This window comes from Herbidospora solisilvae (assembly GCF_009901565.1).
Taxonomy (GTDB): Bacteria; Actinomycetota; Actinomycetes; order Streptosporangiales; family Streptosporangiaceae; genus Herbidospora; species Herbidospora solisilvae.
On sequence record NZ_WXEW01000007.1, the window covers coordinates 59,207 to 81,006 of the forward strand.

Consider the following 21,800-nt stretch of genomic DNA (forward strand, 5'->3'; position numbering starts at 1 on the left):
GCCGTCAGAGGACGGCTACTTGAGACCGTTGCTCATCGCGGTGATCAGCTCGCCGTTGGCGGTGTCGCCGCTGGTCTCCCAGAAGAAGGCGCCGGCCAGGCCCTGGTTCTTGGCGTAGGTCATCTTCCCGGCGATGGTGGCGGGGGTGTCGTAGCTCCACCACTGGTTGCCGCAGTGGGCGTAGGCGGTGCCGCCGACCGTGCCGGTGGCCGGGCAGCGGGTCTTGAGGACCTTGTAGTCCTCGATGCCGGCCTCGTAGGTGCCCGGCGCCGCGCCGGTGGCCGAGCCGCCGGGGGCCGACTGGGTGACGCCGGTCCAGCCGCGGCCGTAGAAGCCGATGCCGAGCAGCAGCTTGGAGGCCGGGATGCCCTTCGACTTGAGCTTCTGGATCGCCAGGTCGCTGTAGAAACCGGCGGTCGGGATGCCGGTGTAGCTCGTCAGCGGCGAGTGCGGGGCGGTCGGGCCCTGCGCGGCGAACGCGCCGAAGTAGTCGTAGGTCATCGGCATGTAGAAGTCGACGTACTGGGCCGCGCCTCCGTAGTCGGCGGCGTCGATCTTGCCGCCGTTGGTGCCGTCGGCGGTGATGGCGGCGGTGACCAGGGCGTTGGGGCCGAACTTGGCGCGCAGGGCCTGCATGACGTTCTTGAAGGAGGAGAAGCCGGAGGCGTCACAGGACAGGCCGCAGGCGTTGGGGTACTCCCAGTCGATGTCGATGCCGTCGAAGACGTCGGCCCAGCGCGGGTCCTCGACCATGTTGTAGCAGGAGTTGGCGAACGCGGTCGGGTTCGCGGCGGCCTGGGTGAAGCCGCCCGAGTAGGTCCAGCCGCCGATGCTGAAGATCACCTTCAGGCCCGGGTACATCGCCTTGAGCTTGCGGAGCTGGTTGAAGTTGCCGCGCAGCGGCTGGTCCCAGGTGTCGGCGACGCCGTCGACGGAGTTGGCCGCGGTGTAGGCCATGTCGTAGTCGGCGTAGCTGTCGGAGATCGTGCACTGGCCGTTCTGGACGTTGCCGAAGGCGTACAGGATGTGGGTCAGCTTCGCGGCGGAGCCGCTGGTGTGCAGGTTCTTCACGTAGAACTGGCGGCCGTAGACGCCCCAGTTGGTGAAGTAGCCGATGACCTTCTTGCCGCCCGGCGGGGGAGTGACCGTCGGGGTGACCGTGGGCGTCGGCGAGGGGGAGGCGGTGGGGGAGGCCGACGGCGACGGCGACGGGTTCACCGGGCCGCCCGTGCAGGGGGCGCCGTTGAGCTTGCAGTTCTGGACCGCCGACAGGCCGCCCGGGGCGCCGATGAAGCCGAAGCTGACCGAGGTCCCGGCGGCGAGCGGGCCGGCCCAGCCCTTCTTGGTGAAGGTGTAGTGGTTGCCCGACTTCACCATGTCGGCGTCCCAGGCCGAGCTGATGGTGGTGGTGCCCGGCACGTCGAACTCGACCGTCCATGTGGGCAGGGCCGTGTCGCCCGCCTTCACGGTGACCTTGCCCTGGAAGCCGGTGCCCCAGTCCTGGTCGACGGCGTACGTGGCGGTGGCAGGAGTGGCGGCGGCGGCCTGGCCGAAGCCGAACGGCACGAGCAGCGCCGCCGCGGCGATCAGCGAGCCGATGGTGATACGTCGCAAGGAACGCTCCCGGGGGGTAATTCTTAGGAAAGTTTCCTATTAGTAGCCCGAGATTAGGACCATGGTCTGACGGGGGTCAACTCCTCCGTAAGGGGGTTAATCTGCGCTTAAGGTTCCCATAAGAAAGGGCCCCCGGAGGGGCCCCTGTCAAGCTTCCTTACGCAACCAGACGGTGCCCAGCGGAGGCACCCGCAGCCGGACCGAATAGGGCAGCCCGTGGTGCTCCGCCTCGGTCGCCACCACGCCGCCCAGGTTGCCGACGCCGCTGCCGGCGTACTCGTAGGCGTCGGTGTTGAGCACCTCGGTCCAGGTGCCGCCCTCGGGCAGGCCCAGGCGGTAGTCCTCGTGAGGACCGCCGGAGAAGTTGGTCACGCAGGCCAGCGCCGAGCCGTCGGTGCCGTAGCGGACGAACGAGAACACGTTCCCCGAGAAGTCGTCGGCGTCGATCCAGCGGAACCCGTCGGGGGTGTCATCTTGGGTGTAGAGCGCCGGGGTGTCCTTGTAGACGCCGTTCAGGTCGCGTACGAGCCGCTGCACGCCCTGGTGGAAGTCGAAGTCGAGCACCCACCAGTCGAGCCCCTTCGACTCCGACCACTCGCCGCCCTGGCCGAACTCCCCGCCCATGAACAGCAGCTGCTTGCCCGGGTGGGCCCACATGAAGGCGTAGAGGGCACGCAGGTTGGCGAAGCGCTGCCACTCGTCGCCGGGCATCTTGCCCAGCAGCGAGCCCTTCAGGTGGACGACCTCGTCGTGCGACAGCGGCAGCACGAAGTTCTCGGAGTAGGCGTACATCAGCGAGAACGTGAGCTGGTGATGGTGGTACTGGCGGAAGACCGGCTCGTGGGCGAGGTAGGCCAGGGTGTCGTGCATCCAGCCCATGTTCCACTTGAAGCCGAAGCCCAGGCCGCCCAGGTGGACCGGCCGCGAGACGCCGGGCCAGGCCGTCGACTCCTCGGCGATCGTGACGATGCCGGGGGCCTCGCGGTAGGCGACGGCGTTCATCTCCTTGAGGAACTCGATCGCGTCGAGGTTCTCGCGGCCGCCGAACTGGTTGGGGGTCCACTCGCCGTCGCGGCGGGAGTAGTCGAGGTAGAGCATCGAGGCCACGGCGTCGACGCGCAGGCCGTCGATGTGGAACTCGCGCAACCAGTAGACCGCGTTGGCGACCAGGAAGTTCTTCACCTCGCGGCGGCCGAAGTCGAACACGTAGGTGCCCCAGTCGGGGTGCTCGCCGCGGTGGGGGTCGGCGTGCTCGTACAGGGGAGTGCCGTCGAAGCGCGCCAGGGCCCACTCGTCCATCGGGAAGTGGGCCGGCACCCAGTCGACGATGACCCCGACGCCCGCCTGGTGCAGCGCGTCGACCAGGGCGCGGAACTCGTCGGGGGAGCCGAACCGGGAGGTCGGCGCGTAGTAGGAGGTGACCTGGTAACCCCACGACCCGCCGAACGGGTGCTCGGCGACCGGCATGAACTCGACGTGGGTGAACCCCATCTCGGTCACGTACGCGGTCAGCTGGTCGGCCAGTTCGAGGTAGGACAACCCCGGGCGCCAGGAGCCCAGGTGCACCTCGTAGGTCGACATCGGCTCCTTGAGCGCGTCGCGGCCCGCGCGGGCGGCCATCCACTCCTCGTCGTTCCAGGTGTAGGACGACTCGTCGACGACCGAGGCGGTCAGCGGCGGCACCTCGGTGCGCCGCGCCATCGGGTCGGCCTTGCCCCGCCACACCCCGTCGACGCCCAGGATCTCGAACTTGTAGCGGGTGCCGGCCCCCACGCCGGGGATGAACAGCTCCCACACCCCGGCCGAGCCCAGCGACCGCATCGGGTGGCCGCCGCCGTTCCAGTGGTTGAAGTCGCCGATCACCCGTACGCCCAGCGCGTTGGGCGCCCACACCGCGAAGGCGGTGCCGGGTTCGTCCTCGTGGGTCAGCACCCGCGCGCCGAGCACCTCCCACAGGCGCTCGTGGCGGCCCTCGCCGATCAGGTGCAGGTCGACCTCGCCGAGCGTCGGCCAGTGGCGGTAGGGGTCGCCGGCCTCGATCGGCTCGCCGCCCTCGTACTTCACCCGCAGCCGGTAGGCAGGGATCTTGTCCAGGCCCGGCAGGAGGACTTCGAAGACGCCGAACTCGACGTGCGCCAGGGCGTGGGCCTCCCCGTCGACCAGCGCCTCGACCGTCTCCGCGAACGGCCGCAGCACCCGGATGACCACGCCCTCGCCCGTCAGATGGGCGCCCAGGATCGAGTGGGGGTCGTGGTGGGCGCCGCCGGCGAGACGGTCCAAGTCGTTCCTCATCTATGCCAACTCTCAGTGTTTCGTGGTGAACGCCGCCAGGGGGATCGGCAGCCAGGACGGCCGGTTGCGCGCTTCGTAGACCACCTCGTAGACGGCCTTGGCGAGTTCCAGCGCGCGCATCATCACGACGTCGGCGGGGCGCAGCTCGCCGCCCGACCTCGTGTACCCGGACAGGAAGGCGGCCCGGTTGCGCACCGCCCACTCCTCAGCCCGGTCTTCCAGCGTCTCCGCGTCGGGGTGGTCGGCCAGCAGGTGGCGGGCGGCGTACTCGAAGGAGCGCAGCATGCCCGCGACGTCCCGCAGCGGCGAGTGGAGCGCGCGGCGCTCGGCCAGCGGCTGCCCCGGTTCACCCTCGAAGTCCAGCACGATCCAGTCGTCGTAGGTCCGCATGACCTGGCCGAGGTGGTAGTCGCCGTGCACCCGCTGCACCAGGACCGGCTCGTCGATCGAGGCCAGCAGGTCGTAGGCCTCCCGGGCCACGTCGGCGTGGTCGGCCAGCGCCGGGACCTCCGCGACCGCCCGCTCCAGCTGGGCGAGGTACAACTCGGCCATCGAGTGGATCTCGTCGGGGTCGAGGGCGTCGTACCCGAAGGCCTCCCGCATCTCGCGGTGGACCTCGGCGGTGGCGACGCCGAGCCGTTCGGCCTCGGCGGCGAAGTCGCCCCCGGCGTCGCCCGCCGACACCTCGCGCGGGGTGGCGTAGAGATCGCGGACGCTGGTCAGCGCCATCGCCCAGCCCTCGCTGGCGCCCCCGAGGAACGCCTGCATGATCGCCAGGGTGGTGGTCTCGCCGTCGATCGTGCCCTCGACCCAGCCGAAGGGCCGGGCCACGTGGTGGGAGCCCTCGTCGGCCAGCGCCCGGACGATCTCCAGCTCGGGGTTCATCCCCGGGATGACCACGCGGAACATCTTGAGGATGTACTGGTCGCCGAAGACGATCGAGGTGTTCGACTGTTCGGCGGTCATCACCAGGCTGCGCTGGGAGGTGTCGATCTCCGCCTCGGGCGCCCGGTGGAAGCTCAGCGGGCCGACGGTCGCGTCGCGGGCGATGCCGTGGAGCAGCCGGCCCATGAGTTCGGCGTCGTGGGCGGCGTCGTACACGTCGCGTTCACGGCCGTCCCACTCGCAGCGGCCGATGAAGACGTGCCGGAGCCTGCTGCTCAGCCCGTCGCGCAGCCCCAGCAGGAGCTGGTATCGGGTCGTGCGGTCGCCCTGGACCACCTTGACGATCAGATGGGCCAGGGCGGGGTCGCCGTCCATGAGCGGGACGGTGGACTCGATCGACAGATCGTCGATCGGCCGCCCCTTACCGGCGAACCATCGTTGATCGGCGATCCATCCGGTAAGGAGCTCGGCAAGCACTTTCTATTCCTCCCGGGACGACGGCGGGATGGTGAACCAATAGAACCCATGCCCCGGGAGCGTCAAAAGATACGGAAGTTCGCCAATCGGGGGGAACGGGACGTTACCCGTCGCCTCGATGGGTGAAACCCCCTCGAACCGCCGCAGATCCAGCTCCACCGGCTGGGGGAACCGCGACAGGTTGTTGACGCAGAGCACCCGGTCGTCGCCCAGTTCCCGGACGAACGCCAGCACACTCGGGTTCGAGGAGTTGAGCTCGGTGAAGTCGCCCAGCCCGAAGACGGGGTGGCGCTTGCGGATCTCGATCATCCGCTTGGTGAAGTGGAGCAGCGAACCGGAGTGCTTCTGCTGCGCCTCGACGTTGATCGCCTGGTAGCCGTAGATCGGGTCCATGATCACCGGCAGGTAGAGGCGGCCCGGGTCGCAGTCGGAGAACCCGGCGTTCCGGTCGGGCGTCCACTGCATGGGGGTGCGCACGCCGTCGCGGTCGCCCAGCCAGATGTTGTCGCCCATGCCGATCTCGTCGCCGTAGTAGAGCACCGGGGAGCCCGGCAGCGACATGAGCAGCGCGGTGAACAGCTCGATCTGGTTGCGGTCGTTGTCGAGCAGCGGCGCCAGGCGGCGGCGGATGCCGACGTTGGCGCGCATGCGCGGGTCCTTGGCGTACTCGGAGTACATGTAGTCGCGCTCTTCGTCGGTGACCATCTCGAGCGTCAGCTCGTCGTGGTTGCGCAGGAAGATGCCCCACTGGCAGTTCTCCGGGATCTTCGGCGTCTGGGCCAGGATCTCGGAGATCGGGTAGCGGGACTCGCGGCGGACCGCCATGAAGATGCGCGGCATCAGCGGGAAGTGGAACGCCATGTGGCACTCGTCGCCGCCGGTGACCGGGTCGCCGAAGTACTCCACCACGTCGCTCGGCCACTGGTTGGCCTCGGCCAGCAGCACCCGGTCGGGGTAGAGCCGGTCGATCTCGGCCCGGACCCGCTTCAGGTAGGCGTGGGTCTGCGGCAGGTTCTCGCAGTTGGTGCCGTCGGTCTCGAACAGGTAGGGGATGGCGTCCATGCGGAAGCCGTCGATGCCCAGGTCGAGCCAGAAGCGCAGGACCTCCAGCATCGCCTCCTGCACGGCCGGGTTCTCGTAGTTCAGGTCGGGCTGGTGGTGGAAGAACCGGTGCCAGTAGTACTGCTGGCGGACCGGGTCGTAGGTCCAGTTGGACGACTCGGTGTCGATGAAGATGATCCGGGCGTCCTTGTAGAGCTCGTCGTCGTCGTTCCAGACGTAGAAGTCGCCGAACGGGCCCGTCGGGTCGTGCCGGCTGGCCTGGAACCACGGGTGCTGGTCGCTGGTGTGGTTCATGACCAGGTCGGCGATGACCCGGATGCCGCGCTTGTGCGCCTCGTCGACCAGCTTGATGAAGTCGCCGAGGTCGCCGAAGTCGGGCAGGATCTTCATGAAGTCGGCGATGTCGTAGCCGCCGTCACGCAGCGGCGACTCGTACAGCGGCAGCAGCCAGAGGCAGTCGACGCCGAGCCACTCGAGGTAGTCGAGCTTGTCGATGAGCCCCCGGATGTCGCCCGTGCCGTCACCGTTGGAGTCGGCGAACCCGCGGATGAGCACCTCGTAGAAGACGGCGCGCTTGTACCAGAAGGCGTCGCGCGGCTTCTCGTGCGTGAAGGTGTTCGGAACCGGCTGGTTGTGCTGGCTCTGCGGATTCGGCTGAGGTGTCGTAACGCTCACCTGTGGACTCCCCGGTTGTGCAGGCTGCGGTTTCTAAGGGCGGTGCGCTGACCCGTGACGCAGCGTGAAGATGTGTGCAGGATTGACATGCGGATCGAGACGCACGTAGTTGGCCTGCCGCCAGCGGTACGACTCGCCCGACAGCTCGTCGTCGACGACGAACTCGGCATGCCAGTCGAGACCCAGGGCCGGCATGTCCAAGAAGACGGTGCCCTCGTGGGTGTTGTGCGGATCAAGATTGACGACCGTCAGCACGACGTCGCCTATGGCGTGCCTTCGTGTGGCCGTGTCGTAGGCGCCCGGCAGCCGCTTTGAGAAGCAGATCACGGCCGGCTGGTCGACGCTGTGAAACCGTAGATTACGCAATTCCTGCAGGGCCGGGTGGGCTCTTCTGAACAAATTCAGCTGCGTGATGAACGGCGCCAGGCTACAGCCCTCACGTTCGGCCGCCTGCCAGTCACGGGGCCGGTACTGGTACTTCTCGCTGTCGAGGTACTCCTCGCTGCCGGGGCGTACCGGGACGTTCTCCCCCAGTTCGTAACCTGCGTACACGCCCCAGGTCGGCGACATCATCGCCGCCAGGACCGCCCGGATCTTGAACGCGGGCAGCCCGCCGTGCTGCAGGTACTCGTGGAGGATGTCGGGCGTGTTGACGAACAGGTTCGGCCGCATGAAGTGGGCCGTCTCGCGCGAGAGCTCGGTCAGGTACTCCTCGAGCTCCGGCTTGCTGTTGCGCCACGTGTAGTAGGTGTACGACTGGTGGAACCCGACCCGCCCCAGGGTCTGCATCATGGCCGGCCGGGTGAAGGCCTCGGCCAGGAACAGCACGTCGGGGTCGGTGTTGCGGATGTCACGCAGCAGCCGCTCCCAGAACGCCACCGGCTTGGTGTGGGGGTTGTCGACCCGGAAGATCCGCACCCCGTGGTCCATCCAGTGGCGCACCACCCGCAGGACCTCGCGGTAGATGCCCTCGGGGTCCTTGTCGAAGTTCAGGGGATAGATGTCCTGGTACTTCTTCGGCGGGTTCTCCGCGTACGCGATGCTCCCGTCGGCCCGGATGTTGAACCACTCGGGGTGCTCCTTGACCCACGGGTGGTCGGGCGAGCACTGCAGCGCCAGGTCGAGCGCGATCTCCATGCCGAGCTCGCGGGTGCGCGCCACGAAGGAGTCGAAGTCGTCGATCGTGCCCAGGTCGGGGTGGACGGCGTCGTGCCCGCCCTCGTCGGAGCCGATCGCCCACGGGCTGCCGGGGTCGTAGGGCTCGGGCGTGAGAGTGTTGTTCGGGCCCTTCCGGTACGCCGTCCCGATCGGATGGATCGGCGGCAGGTAGACCACGTCGAAGCCCATCTGGGCGACCGCCGGGAGACGCTTCTCGGCCGTCTTGAACGTGCCCGACTTGGGGGCGACGCCCTCTTCGACGATCGCGCCCTCGGAGCGCGGGAAGAACTCGTACCAGGACCCGAACAGCGCCCGCCTGCGGTCGACCATGACCTTGTGGCGGACGGTCCGGGTGACCAGCTCACGCAGCGGGTGGGCGGCGATCAGGGCCTGCGTCTCGGGCAGCTGCGCGGCGGCGAACCGAGCCCGCGGGTCGACGTCGTCGTCGCGCAGCCGGGCGGCCATCGCCTGCAGCGCGGCCCGGTGGCCGCAGACGGGGTCCTTGGGCTTCGCCTTCGTGGTCGTCTTGCGCGCTCTGAGCGGGGCGTCCGGGCAGTCGGCGGCGCGCACCGCCTTGGCGGCGCGGTCGAACAGCCGCGCGCCCTCCTCGCACATCAGATCGGAGTCGAGCCCACGCGGGATCTTGATCCCGGCGTCGTGCAGCCAGGTCGCGATCGGGTCGCTCCAGGCCTCGACACGGTAGGACCACAATCCCTCCGCGGGCAGCGTGACGTCGACGCCCCACCGGTCGGTGCCGGGCGCGAGCTCCCGCATGGGTCTCAGGCGGCCGGGCACGCCGTCGGGATCGAAGAGCACGACCCCGGCGGCCACCGCGTCGTGTCCCTCGCGGAACACGGTCGCGGTGATCTCGAAGGATTCCCCGGCGGCGGCCTTCGCGGGTCGCTTCCCGCAGTCGACGACGGGATGGATGTCCTGGATTGGGATTCTTCCGATCATCGTTTCTCAACGTAGCGACGGCACGCCCGGTACCGCCGGAGTCCACGGGGCAATTGTCGATCTTTGCTCTGTCTTGAGGCAGCACGAATCACAGCCCGCTGACCGGACCACTCGCTCGTACTGGAGTTGCCCTAATGCTCCCCCTTTACCCGCCAGAATGAAAGTCAGTCCGGCCGGTCAAACCCGCGTGTCATCCACGGGTCTCCGGAGGTTCGTGCGACGTACACGTACTCACCGTCACCAGGGTCGTTCGGTGAGGTTTGAGCAGGTATGCCAATGGTGAGTTCGCACTGTGTGGCGCGAAGTTCCGGCCACATCCACCCCCTCCGATCGCCTAGGGTCTGGCCACGTGAGAGCTATACGCAGGTTCACCGTCCGTACCGTCCTTCCGGCCGAGCTCGCGCCGCTTGGCGAGCTGGTCCAGAATCTCCGCTGGTCATGGCACCCGGAGACGATGGACCTGTTCGCCGAGGTCGACCCCGAGGTCTGGGAGCGGGTCGAGCACGACCCCGTGGCCCTCCTCGGCGCCGTCTCGGCCGAGAGGCTCCGCGCCCTGGCCCAGGACCGGCGCTTCCTGCGCCGCCTGGCCGACGCCGCCGACGACCTCCGCGAGTACATGACGGCGCCGCGCTGGTACCAGACGCTGGAGGACGCGCCCGCCGCCGTCGGCTACTTCTCTCCCGAATACGGCATCGCCGCCGCCCTTCCCCAGTATTCGGGCGGCCTGGGCATCCTGGCCGGCGACCACCTGAAGGCCGCCTCCGACCTCGGCGTGCCGATCCTGGGCGTCGGCCTGCTCTACCGGCACGGCTACTTCACCCAGTCGCTGTCACCCGAGGGCTGGCAGCAGGAGCACTACCCCTCCCTCGACCCGGGCGGCCTCCCCCTGACCCTCCTCAAGGAGGAGGACGGCAGCCCGGCCCGCATCCGCATCAGCCTCCCGGGCGGCACCGGCCTGCACGCCCAGATCTGGGTCGCCCAGGTCGGCCGCATCCCGCTGCTGCTGCTCGACTCCGACGTGGCCGACAACGACACCACCGCCCGCGACGTCACCGACCGCCTCTACGGCGGCGGCGGCGACCACCGCCTGCTCCAGGAGCTCCTCCTGGGCATCGGCGGCGTGCGGGCCATCCGCGCCTACTGCCGGATCACCGGCCACCCCGAGCCCCAGGTCTTCCACACCAACGAGGGCCACGCCGGGTTCCTCGGCCTGGAGCGCATCCGCGAGCTCACCGAGGCCCGCCTGTCGTTCGACGAGGCCCTGGAGGCGGTCCGCGCCGGCACCGTGTTCACCACCCACACCCCGGTCCCGGCCGGCATCGACCGGTTCCCGGCAGACATGATCGCCCGCCAGTTCGGCGGCGACAACGCCTGGCCGACCGTGCCGGTCGACCGCGTCCTCGCCCTCGGCGCCGAGCCCGACTCCGGCGACGGGGAGAAGGCGGTCTTCAACATGGCCGTCATGGGCATGCGCCTGGCCCAGCGGGTCAACGGCGTGTCGGTCCTGCACGGCGAGGTCAGCCGGGGCATGTTCCAGGGCCTGTGGCCGGGCTTCGACCTGTCGGAGATCCCGATCGGCTCGATCACCAACGGCGTGCACGCCCCCACGTGGGTCGGCCGCGAGGTCATGGAGCTGGCCGGCAGGGAGCTGCCGACGATCGTCGAGCGGGCCCAGGGCTGGGAGGGCGTCCAGAAGCTCTCCGACGGCGACCTGTGGACCATCCGCGGGCAGCTGCGCGCCAACCTGGTCACCGAGGCCCGCAAGCGCCTGCGCCGGTCGTGGCGGCAGCGCGGGGCCTCCGACGCCGAGCTGACCTGGACCGACGAGGCCCTGTCGCCCGACGTGCTGACCATCGGCTTCGCCCGCCGGGTGCCCTCCTACAAGCGGCTCACGCTGATGCTGCGCGACCCCGAGCGGCTGCGCGGGCTGCTGCTCGACCCGGTCAAGCCGGTCCAGATCGTGATCGCCGGCAAGGCCCACCCGGCCGACGAGGGCGGCAAGAAGCTCATCCAGCAGATCATCAAGTTCGCCGACATGGAGGACGTGCGCCACCGCATCGTCTTCCTGCCCGACTACGACATGACCGTCGGCCAGCTGCTCGTCCAGGGTTGCGACGTCTGGATGAACAACCCGCTGCGCCCGCTGGAGGCGTGCGGCACCTCCGGCATGAAGGCCGCCCTCAACGGCGGCCTGAACCTGTCGATCCGCGACGGCTGGTGGGACGAGTGGTTCGACGGCAACAACGGCTGGGCCATCCCGACCGCCGACGGCGTCTCCGACCCCGAGCGGCGTGATGAGCTGGAGGCCTCGGCCCTCTACGACCTGATCGAGCGCGAGGTCGCCGACCGGTTCTACGACCGGGCCGCCGACGGCCTGCCGCGCCGCTGGCTGGAGATGGTCAAGCACACCCTCAGCTCGCTCGGGCCGAAGGTGCTGGCCGGCCGGATGCTGCGCGACTACGTCGTCGAGCTCTACAGCCCGGCGGCCGGCGCCGCCAAGGCGCTGTCGGGCGACGGCTACGCCCAGGCCAAGGCGTTCGCGGCCTGGAAGCTGCGGGTCTCGCAGGCCTGGCCCGCCGTCCGGGTCGAGCACGTCGAGACGGCCGGCATCGGCGACACCCCGGAACTGGGGGCCGCCATGGAGGTCAACGCCACGATCGCGCTGGGCGAGTTGTCGCCCGACGACGTCGAGGTGCAGGCCGCCTACGGCCGGGTCGGCCAGCACGACGAGCTGATCGAGCCCAACCACGTGAAGCTGACCGTCGGCTCGCTCGACGACGACGGCCACGCCACCTTCACCGGGGTGATCCCGCTCGACCGGACCGGCGCGTTCGGCTACTCGGTGCGGGTGGTGCCCTTCCACCCGCTGATGGCCTCGCCCGCCGAGCTCGGCCTGATCGCGGTGCCCGAGGAGCCGGCCGGCATGACCAACGGCACTCTTCGCTGAGGATCTACCTTCGGGCCCGGTTCCCCTGGCGGGGGAACCGGGCCCGTGCGGTTATTGTGACCATTGGGTGCGGAACGTTCCTCGCATCCCGGCTAGGGTTGCCGCTCATGCGGTCCGTCCTCCGCCTCATCCTTCGTGTGCTCGCCCCGCCCCGGCTGCGCCGGGCCGTCCGCGTCCGGGTCGACGCCCGGTACGTCACCCGGGCCGACCACGCACAGGACATGAAGGAGGCGCTGTGGGAGATCCAGATGCTCCGCCGGGAAGTGGTGGCGCTGCGCCGTGAGGTCGAACGATTGCGGAGCTACTGATGCGGGTTTACCTGTCCGTCGACATGGAGGGCGTCACCGGGCTCACCGACCCCGAGGAGATGCACCACGGCGGCCGGGGCTACGAGCGCGGTTGTGAGTTCATGACCGGCGACGCCAACGCCGTCATCCGGGGCGCGTTCGCCGCCGGGGCGACGCAGGTGCTTGTCAACGACGCCCACGGTTCGACCAGGAACCTGCGCATCGACCGGCTCGACCCGCGCGCCACCCTCATCCGGGGCCCCGGCAAACCCCACCGCATGGGCCAGGGCCTCACCGAGGGCTTCGACGCCGCGATCTTCGCGGGCTACCACGCGCGGGCCGGGGTCTCCCACGGCGTGCTCAACCACACGTGGATGGGCAAGGAGATCCAGAACGTCTGGCTGAACGGCGAGATCTGCGGCGAGACCCGGCTGGTGTCGGCGTTCGCCGGGTCCGTCGGGGTGCCGGTCGTGCTGGTCACCGGCGACGTCGCGGTCTGCGAGGAGGCGCGCGAGGTGCTCGGCGACGTCGAGACGGTCGCCGTCAAACAGGGCATCGACATGTTCGCCGCCGAGCTGCTGCCGATCGCCGTGGCCCAGCGGAAGATCGAGGAGTCGACCGTCACCGCCCTCAACCGGCTGACCGACTTCCGGCCCTATGCGATCGAGCCGCCGTACACGCTCGAAGTGGAGTGGAACAGCACCGCCATCGCCTCGGCCTGCGCGATCATCCCGGGAACCCGGCGCAAATCGGCAAGGAACACCGAGTTCACAACGCCCGACTACCGGGAGATCATGGCACTCTTCGGGCTGTACGCCATGATCGCCGGCCAGGTCGCGTGCGGAAGCGGTGTATATGGGTGACGGGTGAATTAAGCCGCAGGGCTCTCCTCCACGGTCTCGGCGTCGCCGGGGGAGCCGGGGCCATGCTGGCCGCGATGGGCGCGCTCGGCCTCGTGCCGGCGAGCCAGGCGAACGTCTACACCGCCCCCCAGCCGGGCGACTTCACGCTGACCGGCCGCTCGCCCAAGCGGGTCGTGATCCTCGGCGCCGGCATCGCCGGCCTGGCCGTCGCCTACGAACTGCTCAAGGCCGGGTACGACGTCACGATCCTGGAGGCCGCCAAGAAGGTGGGCGGCCGGAACCTGACAATCCGGGGCGGCGACGAGCTCACCGAGATCGGCGGCGCCACCCAGCGGGCCGCCTTCCGCGACGGCACCTACTTCAACGCCGGCCCGGCCCGCATCGCGCAGTGGATGATCACCATGGACTACTGCCGCGAGCTCGGCGTGCCCCTGGAGATCTTCGTCAACTCCAACGCCGACGCCTACGTCCACACCTCGGGGAAGTCGATCCGGCTGCGCACCGCCCGCGCCGACACCCAGGGTCACCTCTCCGAACTGCTGGCCAAGGCGGCGAACCAGGGCGCCCTCGACGCCGACCTGACCGCCGCCGACAAGACCAACCTGCTCGACCTGTTACGCGAGTTCGGCCAGCTCGGCGAGCGGCTCACCTACGACGGCGGCGAACGCCGCGCCGACACCGGCCCGGTCCCGTCGGTCGGCGAGGTGCTCGGCTACCGGATCCCCTACGCGCTCACCTGGGACCTCGCCCACGACCAGGCCATGCCCATGTTCCAGCCGGTCGGCGGCATGGACCGCATCGTCGACGCCCTGGTCGCCAACGTCGGCCGCCACCGCATCAGGACCGGCACTCCCGCCACGAGGATCACCGACACCGGCCGCGAGGTCGTCGTCGAGCACCGGAACGGCGCGGTCACCGCCGACTACTGCGTCGCCACCCTGCCGCCGCACATCCTGGCCCGCATCCCGAGTTCGCTCCCGCAGCAGCTCGTCTTCCAGCTCGGCGGGGGCTTCCTCCTGGCCGGCGGCAAACTCGGCCTGGAGTACGGCCGCCGCTGGTGGGAGCTGGACGAGAACATCTACGGCGGCATCAGCGAGACCGACCTCGACATCGGCCGCATCTGGTACCCCTCTCACGGCTTCCACGAACGCCGGGGCCTGCTCGTCGGCTACTACACCGTGGGCGACCAGGCCGCCGCCTACGACCCCCTCTCACCGGCCGCCCGGCTGGAGCGCGCGCTGCGCGCCGGCGAACAGGTCCACGGGCCCCGTTACCGCAAGGACCTGCTGTCGGGCGTCTCGGTCTCCTGGGCGAACCGGCCGCACGTCGAGGGCATGATGGTCGCCGGCCTCCAAGGGGTGCAGCAGGCCCACGGGCGCGTCTACCTGGCGGGCGACTGGCTGACCGGCCTCGTCGCCTGGCAGGCTGGGGCCTTCGAGTCCGCACGCAAGGCAGTGCTCTCGATCCACGAGAGGGCGCTGAAGGAGAACTGATGCTCGACTGGGTCCCCGCCGCCGACCGCCTCGATCTGCTGGCCGAACCGGTGGCGAAGGCCGTGCCCGACCTGAAGGTCGACCTGCGGGCCACCGCCATCGACCCCGAGCTGGCCGACACCGCCGCCTTCTGCGAGAAGTACGGCGTCGCCCCGGAGGACTCGGCCAACTGCGTCGTCGTGGCGGCCAAGCGCGGCGGCGAGACCCGCTACGCGGCCGTCATGGTGCTCGCCACCCACCGGGCCGACATCAACGGGATCGTCCGGCGCCACCTCGACGCCCGCAAAATCTCCTTCGCGCCGATGGACGACGCCGTCTCGCTGACCGGGATGGAATACGGCGGAATCACGCCGATCGGGCTGCCGGAGGGCTGGCCGGTGCTCGTTGACGAAAACGTGACCCGCCGCGACTTCGTCGTCATCGGCAGCGGGCTTCGCCGGTCCAAGCTGGCGCTTTCCGGTAGTGATCTCGTCACCGCCACCCGGGGTGAGGTGCTGTTGCTCACTTTGTGACCGTAGGGTGGGAAACCGTTGGACCAATCCTGCCGTTGTACCGGGCAGGAATGTGGCCTGATGGTTCACTCATGGGCGGTGTTTTAGTCGGTATGGTGCTTAAGGCATGAATCAGGACGACCGACTTGGCCCCTACCGGCTGCTCCGGCGGCTCGGTGAAGGCGGCATGGGCGTGGTCCACCTGGCCCTCGATCCTCACGGCAGGCAGGTGGCCGTCAAGGTGCTGCGCCCGGAGGTCGCGGGCGACGACACCGCGCGCCGGCGGCTCTCCCGCGAGGTCGAGACGATGCGGCGGGTCCGCAACCCCTACATCGCCGAGGTCGTCGACGCCGACGTGACGGGCCAGCGGCCCTACATCGTCACGCGTTACGTCCCCGGCAAACCCCTCGACGACCTGATCAAGACCGACGGCCCGATGTCGGTCGAAGGGCTGCTCAAGGTCGCCTACGGCGTGGCCGACGCGTTGTCGGCCGTCCACGCGGCCGGGGTCATCCACCGCGACCTGAAGCCCGGCAACGTGCTCATGCTCGACGGCGACCCGGTGCTGATCGACTTCGGCATCGCGCAGGCGGTCGACGCGACCCGGCTGACCCAGACCGGCATGTTCATCGGCACCCCCGGCTACCTCGCCCCCGAGATCATCGAGGGTCACGAGGCCGGTCCCGAGGTCGACGTGCACGCCTGGGCCGGCACCCTGCTCTACGCCGCGACCGGCCTGCCGCCGTTCGGCAAGGGCACGCTGGAGATGATCTTCTTCAACATCACGTCGGGCAAGGCCAACGTCGACGCCGCCCCGCCGGTGATCCAGTCGGTGCTGCGCGCGGCGTTCCAGCGCGACCCCTCGCGCCGCCCCCGTGCGGTCGAGCTGCGCGAGCAGGTGGCCCGGCTGATGCCGCAGGCGCGGCGTCCACGGGTGCCCGACGAGATCACGACGGTCCCCAACATCGACGACCAGACCGGCCAGCCGATCGCCGTCTTCGGCGTCGACGGCCCGCCGCCCACGCCGCGGCCTCCGTCGACCGACCAGGTCAACCAGCCGGTGGCCGGCCCGAAGGCCAACCCGCTGATCACCCCGGTCGTGCGCCGCCAGCCGACCCAGGAGGAGTACGTCTCCCTCCTGAACGACACCCCTTACGCGGGCCACCCGCCGAGCGACGTCCGCCCGAACCCGGGTTATCCGGGACAGACGGGTCCCGGCACCGGCCCGCGCCCGGGACCGGCTCATCCGGGCACCGGCTCATCCGGCTATCCGGGGCAGACCGGGCAGAGCGCGGCCCAGCAGCACGGAAGCGGCCCTTCCGGCCTCGCGGGCCGGCCGAACCCCGGGCCGAGCACCGGCCCTGCCGAGCCGACCGCGCCGCGCCCGGCCGTCAACCCGTCCGGTCCCGGGCATGTTCCCGGCCAGGGCGGCGGCGACCCGTTCCCCACGGTCCGGGTCACCGGCGACGACCTGCGCCGGGCCGGGCTCTCCGGCGAGGGCGACATCCCCACGCGCATGCCAGGCCGGCAGACCGGCTGGAACGAGGGCGACATGCCGACCCGCCGGGCCGGTCAGGGCGGCTGGGAGCAGCCGCGCGACGGCGACCTGCCCACACGCCGGGTCCGGCCCGAGGAGCTGCGCCAGTCGCAGAACCCGCAGCAGGCGTTCTTCGAGCAGCCCGCCGAGCTCTACGAGCGGACCCCGCAGGTCCACCAGCCGAAGCCGGCGCCGTTCCTGGAGACGCTGCGCGTCCCGCCGCCCCCGCCGCTGCACAACCCGGGCGCGCGTCCGGGCGCCATGTTGCAGCGGTCCCGGGCCTACGGCGTGGCGAGCGTGCTCATGCAGGTGGCGCTGCTCGGCGGCGCGGCGATCGCGCCGACGCTGGCCGCGCTGCTGATCATCCCGAGCGTCATCCTGTTCCGCGCCGCCGACATCGCCCAGCCGCAGCTCAACGGCCAGCGGCAGGTCAGCGCGGCGGCGGGCGACGTGTTCCGGGTCCTCAACGAGCCCGCCGCGCTGGCCCGATCGGCCGGGGCGACGCTGGGCCTCATCTTCTACGGCCTCATCCTCGGCATCCCCGTCACGCTGCTGCTGACGGTGCTCACGAAAATGGACATCCCCGCCACTCTCGGCTGGGGCGTCGCGGTCGCCCTCTGGACGATCTGCGCCGGCCCCGCCGTCGAGGCCCCCACCCGCCAGGTACGCCGTACGCTGGCATCGCTGTTCCCCACCAGGGGCATGGCGATCGGGGTCGCGGCCATCGTGGGGGTGGTGGCGGTGGTCCTCGCAGGAGTCGCGCTGTTGTCGCTCAGTTCCGACATCCACACGGCAGGTTTGATCTGGGGTTTCGACCTGCCGGAGCTGACACAACGGCTGGAACAACTGCGGGAATCAGGACTAGGGGGGTCATAGGTGGCCGCAACGGAAGCACCGGAGCGGATCGGTCCATACCGATTGCTCCGGCGACTTGGTGAAGGCGGGATGGGCGTCGTCCATCTGGGGCTCGACTCCGACGACCGCCAAGTCGCCGTCAAGGTCCTCCACCCACACGTCGCATCCGATCTGAAGGCACGCGACCGTCTCACCCGTGAGGTCGAGACGATGCGCCGGGTGCGCAGCGGCCGCGTCGCCGCCGTGCTCGACGCCGACCTGACCGGCGCCACGCCCTACATCGTCACCCGCTTCGCGCCGGGGCGCACGCTGGAGCAGCGGGTGCTCGAAGACGGCCCGCTCAAGGGCGACGAACTGACCAAGCTGGCCCGGGGGTTGTGCGAGGCGCTGGTGGCCATCCACCAGGCCGACGTCATCCACCGCGACCTGAAGCCGGCCAACGTCATGCTCGTCGACGACGGGTCCGGGACGTTCGAGCCGCTGGTCATCGACTTCGGCATCGCCCACCTGGTCAACGCCACCCGGCTGACCCAGACGGGCATGTTCGTCGGCACCCCCGGCTACCTCGCCCCGGAGATCATCCGCGACAGCGAGATCACCCAGGCGGCCGACGTCCACGCGCTGGCCGCGACCGTGTTCTTCGCCGCGACCGGCAAGCCGCCGTTCGGCCAGGGCACCTTCGAGGCGGTCTGTTACAACATCCTGGAGGGCAAGGCCCAGGTCGACGCCGCGCCCGCGTTCCTGCGCGGCTGGTTGCGGCTGGCCCTGGCGACCGACGCCGGCGCCCGTCCCACGGCCGGGTCGCTGCTGAAGCTCTCGCGCGCCCTCGACCCGACGGTGACGGTGTTCAAGGAGGGCGGCACCGCCGTCCAGAGGAACCAGCGGCCCGACGGCACCCGCGTGCTCTCCGACGGGACCCGCGTGCTGGCCGACGGCACCAGGGTCCTCAACGACGGGACCCGCGTGCTCACCGACGGCACCCGCGTCCTCAACGACGGCACCCGCGTGCTCGACGACGCCGTGCCCTCGGCCCGGCGCGACGAGACATTCTCCGACCTGCTGCCGCCGGTCAACTACGTCGCGCCCGAGCGGGAGCCCCGGCCGCAGAAGGACTCGCGGCAGCGGCGACCGGGCAACGGCCAGCCGCCGCCCTACGTCCCGGCCAGCGTGCCGCCCTACCAGCCGCCGCCGCAGTTCGCGCCGCCGCCCTACCCCGACCAGCGGGTGGCCGGCTTCCCGGCGCCGCAGCAGCAGCGCCCGGCGCCCGCGCCGCCGCCGCCCTATAGCCCGCCGCAGGCGCAGCCGCAGCAGGACCGGCCGCGATACAAGACCAGCCACCCGGTGATGGCGGCGCTGATGCTGGCGACGCTGGTCGGCGCGGCCTGCCTGCTGCCGGTGATGGTGAGCCTGTTCGCGATCGTGCTGGTGTTGTGCCTGCGGGTCGGCAACTCGCTGATCGGCGACCTGAGCGAGCGCCGCTCGATCCGGGGTACCAGCAACTCCGACCCGATGCGGGCCGTGCTCGGCACCCCCTGGGCGCTGGTCAAGGCGGTGCTGGCGACCGCGATCCACGTCCCGCTGGGCATCCTGTTCGGCATCTGCGTGTGGGGCGCCTGCCGCTACCTGGGCGGGCTGACGACCGACGGCGCGGCGGCCTACGCGGCGGCGGCGTTCGTCGGCGGGTTGTTCCTGCTGCCGGGCGGGCGCAAGCCGCGCCAGGCGGTGCAGCGGGCGCTGGCGGGCGTCATCCGCAGCCCCGGCGCCGGCATGGTGGTCACCCTGGTCTTCGGCACGCTGGCGTTCTTCATCGTGATGACCGCGTTGTCGGCCGAAGCCGTCTGGACGCCCTGGCGGCCCCCGTCGGCCGTGATCGACGACCTCGTGGCCAGTCTCGGCAAGGGACAGGACACCGCGGTCAACCTGATCACCGGCCTGTTCGAAGACCTGATGAGCCAGATCGGACTGGGTTTCCTCGTCGGGAAGTGAGCCAGAGCCCGCGACGGGGCACGATGACTCGTGAATCCTGAAGGGAGCAGCCGGTGGAGTCGAGCGTCTCTAACGCCGGTCCCTATCGGCTGCTCTCCCCTCTAGGCAAGGGCGGGTTCGGCGAGGTCCATCTGGCGCTCGACGCCGAAGGGCGCACCGTCGCGGTGAAGGTGCTCCACCCCCACATAGCGGCCGACGGCTCGGCCCTCACCCGCCTGTCGCGTGAGGTCGAGACGATGCTCCGGGTCCGCGGGCCGCACATCGCCGAGGTGCTCGACGTGTCGCTCGACGGCGACCGGCCCTACATCGTCACCCGCTACGTGCCCGGCCGGGCCCTGTCGACGATCGTCGCCGAGGGCCCCGTCACCGACGACGCCGATCTGCTGCGGCTGGCGCGGGGCCTGGCCGAGGCGCTGGCGGCCATCCACGACGCGGGGGTCGTCCACCGCGACCTGAAGCCGGCCAACGTGATGCTGGCCGACGGCGAGCCCTACCTCATCGACTTCGGCATCGCCTCCGCGCTCGACCTGGTCTCGGTGACCGACACCGGCGCGGTCGTCGGCACCCCCGGCTACCTGGCCCCCGAGGTGCTCGAAGGCCGCGAGGCCGGGCCGCCCGCCGACGTGTTCGCGTTCGCCACGACGCTCGCCTACGCCGCCACCGGCCGCCCGATCTACGGCCAGGGGCCCGCCCCGGCGGTCGCCTACCGGATCGTCCACCACGAGCCCGACCTGACCGGGGTGCCGTCATGGCTGGTCCCGATCCTGCGCGACGCCCTCGCCACCGACCCGGCGGCCCGTCCGACCGCCGCCCAGCTGCTGGCCCGCCTGGGCGCCCAGCGTCCGGTCACCGCTCCGGTCACCCCGGCGACGGCGAGCGCCCACCGCGAGGAGGAGACCGTCGAGCTGAAGGCGGCGGCCGCGCCGCCGCCCGACACGCGCTCGCCGGCCGAGATCGCCTTCGCCCGCCGCCGCGACGTGGTGCGGCGCCGCTGGGTGGTCGGCACCTGCGCGGTCGTCGGCCTGCTCGCCGCGACCGGCCGCGAGCACCTGCCCGAGGCCTCCCTCCTCCTTCTCGTCGTGTACGGTCTGGCGCTGCTCATCGACGCCATGTTCGGCCTGGCCGCCAAGGAGAAGGGGCGTGTCGTCCTCGACCTGTCGGCCATCGCGGGGTCTGTCGTGCTGTGGTGGGCGCTGAGCACCTTCTTCAGCACGTTCATCCTGCTGCTGGCCGTCGGTGCGGTGCTCTTCGCGCTGGGCGTGCTCGTCCTCGCGAGCTGACCACCCCCGCCGCGCCTTCCAGAACATAGTTCGGTAGGGTGGAGGCAAGTGCACCATACGCGGGGTTTGTGAGTAAGCTACCCGTGGGTAACAAATAGCCAGTCGTCCGCTGCGGCGTCAGCCGTCTGAGTACGGGAGGTCGGCCACCGGCCATGAACATCGTCGTCTGCGTGAAGCAGGTTCCCGACACCGCGACCGAGCGCAAGCTGCGGTCCGATGACAACACGATCGACCGCAGCGCCAACGGGGTCATCAACGAGCTCTGCGAATACGCGGTCGAAGACGCTCTCAAGCTGAAAGAGGCCCACGGCGGCGAGGTGACGGTCCTCACCATGGGGCCCGACCAGGCCACCGACGCCATCCGCAAGGCCCTCGCGATGGGCGCCGACAAGGCCGTCCACCTGTCCGACGAGGCGCTGCACGGCTCCGACGCCCTCTCGACCTCCTACGCGCTGTCCCAGGCGCTCAAGAAGATCGGATTCGACGTCGTCATCCTCGGCTCCGAGTCGACCGACGCCCGCACCGGCATGCTCGCCGCGATGCTCGCCGAGCGCCTGGGCGTGCCGCAGCTGACGCTCGCCAGCAAGATCGAGGTCTCCGGCTCGGAGATCAGCATCCACCGGCAGACCGACTACGGCTACGACAAGGTCGAGGCCACGCTGCCCGCCGTCGTGTCGGTCGTCGAGAAGCCCGACCCCTTCAAGCCGCGCTACCCCTCCTTCAAGGGCATCATGGCGGCCAAGAAGAAGCCCATCGAGAAGATCGGCATCTCCGACGCCGAGATCGACCCCGCCCAGATCGGCCTGTCCGCAGCTTGGAGCGTGGTCGCCGACTTCACCCCCGCGCCCCCGCGCGGCAAGGGCGTCGTGGTCAACGACGAGGGCGACGGCGGCACCAAGGCGGCCGAGTTCCTCGTCTCGAAGAAGTTCATCTAAGGGAGG

14 protein-coding genes are annotated in these 21,800 nt (G+C 70.3%); 9 read left to right on the plus strand and 5 right to left on the minus strand.

Features of this window, described 5'->3' with window-relative positions; all coding sequences use genetic code 11:
• Window positions 1–15 precede the first annotated feature (15 nt).
• From GT755_RS23450 to GT755_RS23470, 5 genes are all read right to left on the minus strand, one after another.
• A complete protein-coding gene (locus tag GT755_RS23450) occupies window positions 16–1,614 on the minus strand; it encodes a glycosyl hydrolase family 18 protein (protein WP_202610441.1) in 1,599 nt (532 codons plus the stop codon).
• Between the two features lie 147 nt (window positions 1,615–1,761).
• Complete coding sequence (gene glgB, locus GT755_RS23455) at window positions 1,762–3,906, minus strand: 1,4-alpha-glucan branching protein GlgB (protein WP_161481813.1); 2,145 nt, start codon at window positions 3,904–3,906, stop codon at window positions 1,762–1,764.
• 12 nt (window positions 3,907–3,918) lie between these two features.
• Complete coding sequence (locus GT755_RS23460; RefSeq protein WP_161481814.1) at window positions 3,919–5,268, minus strand: maltokinase N-terminal cap-like domain-containing protein; 1,350 nt, start codon at window positions 5,266–5,268, stop codon at window positions 3,919–3,921.
• A gap of 3 nt (window positions 5,269–5,271) precedes the next feature.
• Window positions 5,272–7,005, minus strand: coding sequence for a maltose alpha-D-glucosyltransferase (gene treS / locus GT755_RS23465; protein ID WP_161481815.1), 1,734 nt, complete (start codon window positions 7,003–7,005; stop codon window positions 5,272–5,274).
• A 33-nt stretch (window positions 7,006–7,038) separates the two neighbouring features.
• Window positions 7,039–9,120 (minus strand): alpha-1,4-glucan--maltose-1-phosphate maltosyltransferase, encoded by a 2,082-nt coding sequence (locus GT755_RS23470; RefSeq protein ID WP_161481816.1) that lies wholly within the window; start codon window positions 9,118–9,120, stop codon window positions 7,039–7,041.
• Between the two features lie 349 nt (window positions 9,121–9,469).
• On the opposite strand from GT755_RS23470, the gene glgP reads away from it, so the two are divergent.
• The 9 genes from glgP (at window position 9,470) to GT755_RS23515 (ending at window position 21,794) form a co-directional block, all read left to right on the plus strand.
• Entirely contained in the window at window positions 9,470–12,067 is a 2,598-nt protein-coding gene (glgP, locus tag GT755_RS23475; RefSeq protein ID WP_161481817.1) for an alpha-glucan family phosphorylase, read from the plus strand.
• 107 nt (window positions 12,068–12,174) lie between these two features.
• Complete coding sequence (locus tag GT755_RS23480) at window positions 12,175–12,375, plus strand: hypothetical protein (protein WP_161481818.1); 201 nt, start codon at window positions 12,175–12,177, stop codon at window positions 12,373–12,375.
• Entirely contained in the window at window positions 12,375–13,217 is an 843-nt protein-coding gene (locus GT755_RS23485) for a M55 family metallopeptidase (protein WP_161481819.1), read from the plus strand. The genes GT755_RS23480 and GT755_RS23485 overlap by 1 nt, the downstream gene beginning before the upstream one ends.
• Entirely contained in the window at window positions 13,214–14,710 is a 1,497-nt protein-coding gene (locus GT755_RS23490) for a flavin monoamine oxidase family protein (RefSeq protein WP_328794474.1), read from the plus strand. Before GT755_RS23485 ends, GT755_RS23490 begins: the two co-directional genes overlap by 4 nt.
• Window positions 14,710–15,222: a YbaK/EbsC family protein gene (locus GT755_RS23495; RefSeq protein ID WP_161481820.1), complete on the plus strand. Its 513-nt coding sequence runs from the start codon at window positions 14,710–14,712 to the stop codon at window positions 15,220–15,222. Before GT755_RS23490 ends, GT755_RS23495 begins: the two co-directional genes overlap by 1 nt.
• A gap of 106 nt (window positions 15,223–15,328) precedes the next feature.
• Window positions 15,329–17,614 (plus strand): serine/threonine-protein kinase, encoded by a 2,286-nt coding sequence (locus GT755_RS38675; RefSeq protein WP_202610442.1) that lies wholly within the window; start codon window positions 15,329–15,331, stop codon window positions 17,612–17,614.
• Window positions 17,615–19,579 carry a protein kinase domain-containing protein gene (locus tag GT755_RS23505; RefSeq protein ID WP_161481821.1) on the plus strand — a complete coding sequence of 655 codons (1,965 nt, stop codon included), beginning with the start codon at window positions 17,615–17,617 and terminating at the stop codon, window positions 19,577–19,579.
• A 53-nt stretch (window positions 19,580–19,632) separates the two neighbouring features.
• Complete coding sequence (locus GT755_RS23510; RefSeq protein ID WP_161481822.1) at window positions 19,633–20,859, plus strand: serine/threonine-protein kinase; 1,227 nt, start codon at window positions 19,633–19,635, stop codon at window positions 20,857–20,859.
• A gap of 152 nt (window positions 20,860–21,011) precedes the next feature.
• Window positions 21,012–21,794: an electron transfer flavoprotein subunit beta/FixA family protein gene (locus tag GT755_RS23515; RefSeq protein ID WP_161481823.1), complete on the plus strand. Its 783-nt coding sequence runs from the start codon at window positions 21,012–21,014 to the stop codon at window positions 21,792–21,794.
• Window positions 21,795–21,800 lie beyond the last annotated feature (6 nt).

Bases quoted from the DNA above. Each gene is read 5' to 3' on its own strand.
- glgB (WP_161481813.1), bottom strand. From the start codon at position 3,906: ATGAGGAACGACTTGGACCGTCTCGCCGGCGGCGCCCACCACGACCCC.
- GT755_RS23470 (WP_161481816.1), bottom strand. From the start codon at position 9,120: ATGATCGGAAGAATCCCAATCCAGGACATCCATCCCGTCGTCGACTGC.
- GT755_RS23480 (WP_161481818.1), top strand. From the start codon at position 12,175: ATGCGGTCCGTCCTCCGCCTCATCCTTCGTGTGCTCGCCCCGCCCCGG.
- GT755_RS23485 (WP_161481819.1), top strand. From the start codon at position 12,375: ATGCGGGTTTACCTGTCCGTCGACATGGAGGGCGTCACCGGGCTCACC.
- GT755_RS23495 (WP_161481820.1), top strand. From the start codon at position 14,710: ATGCTCGACTGGGTCCCCGCCGCCGACCGCCTCGATCTGCTGGCCGAA.
- GT755_RS38675 (WP_202610442.1), top strand. From the start codon at position 15,329: ATGAATCAGGACGACCGACTTGGCCCCTACCGGCTGCTCCGGCGGCTC.
- GT755_RS23515 (WP_161481823.1), top strand. From the start codon at position 21,012: ATGAACATCGTCGTCTGCGTGAAGCAGGTTCCCGACACCGCGACCGAG.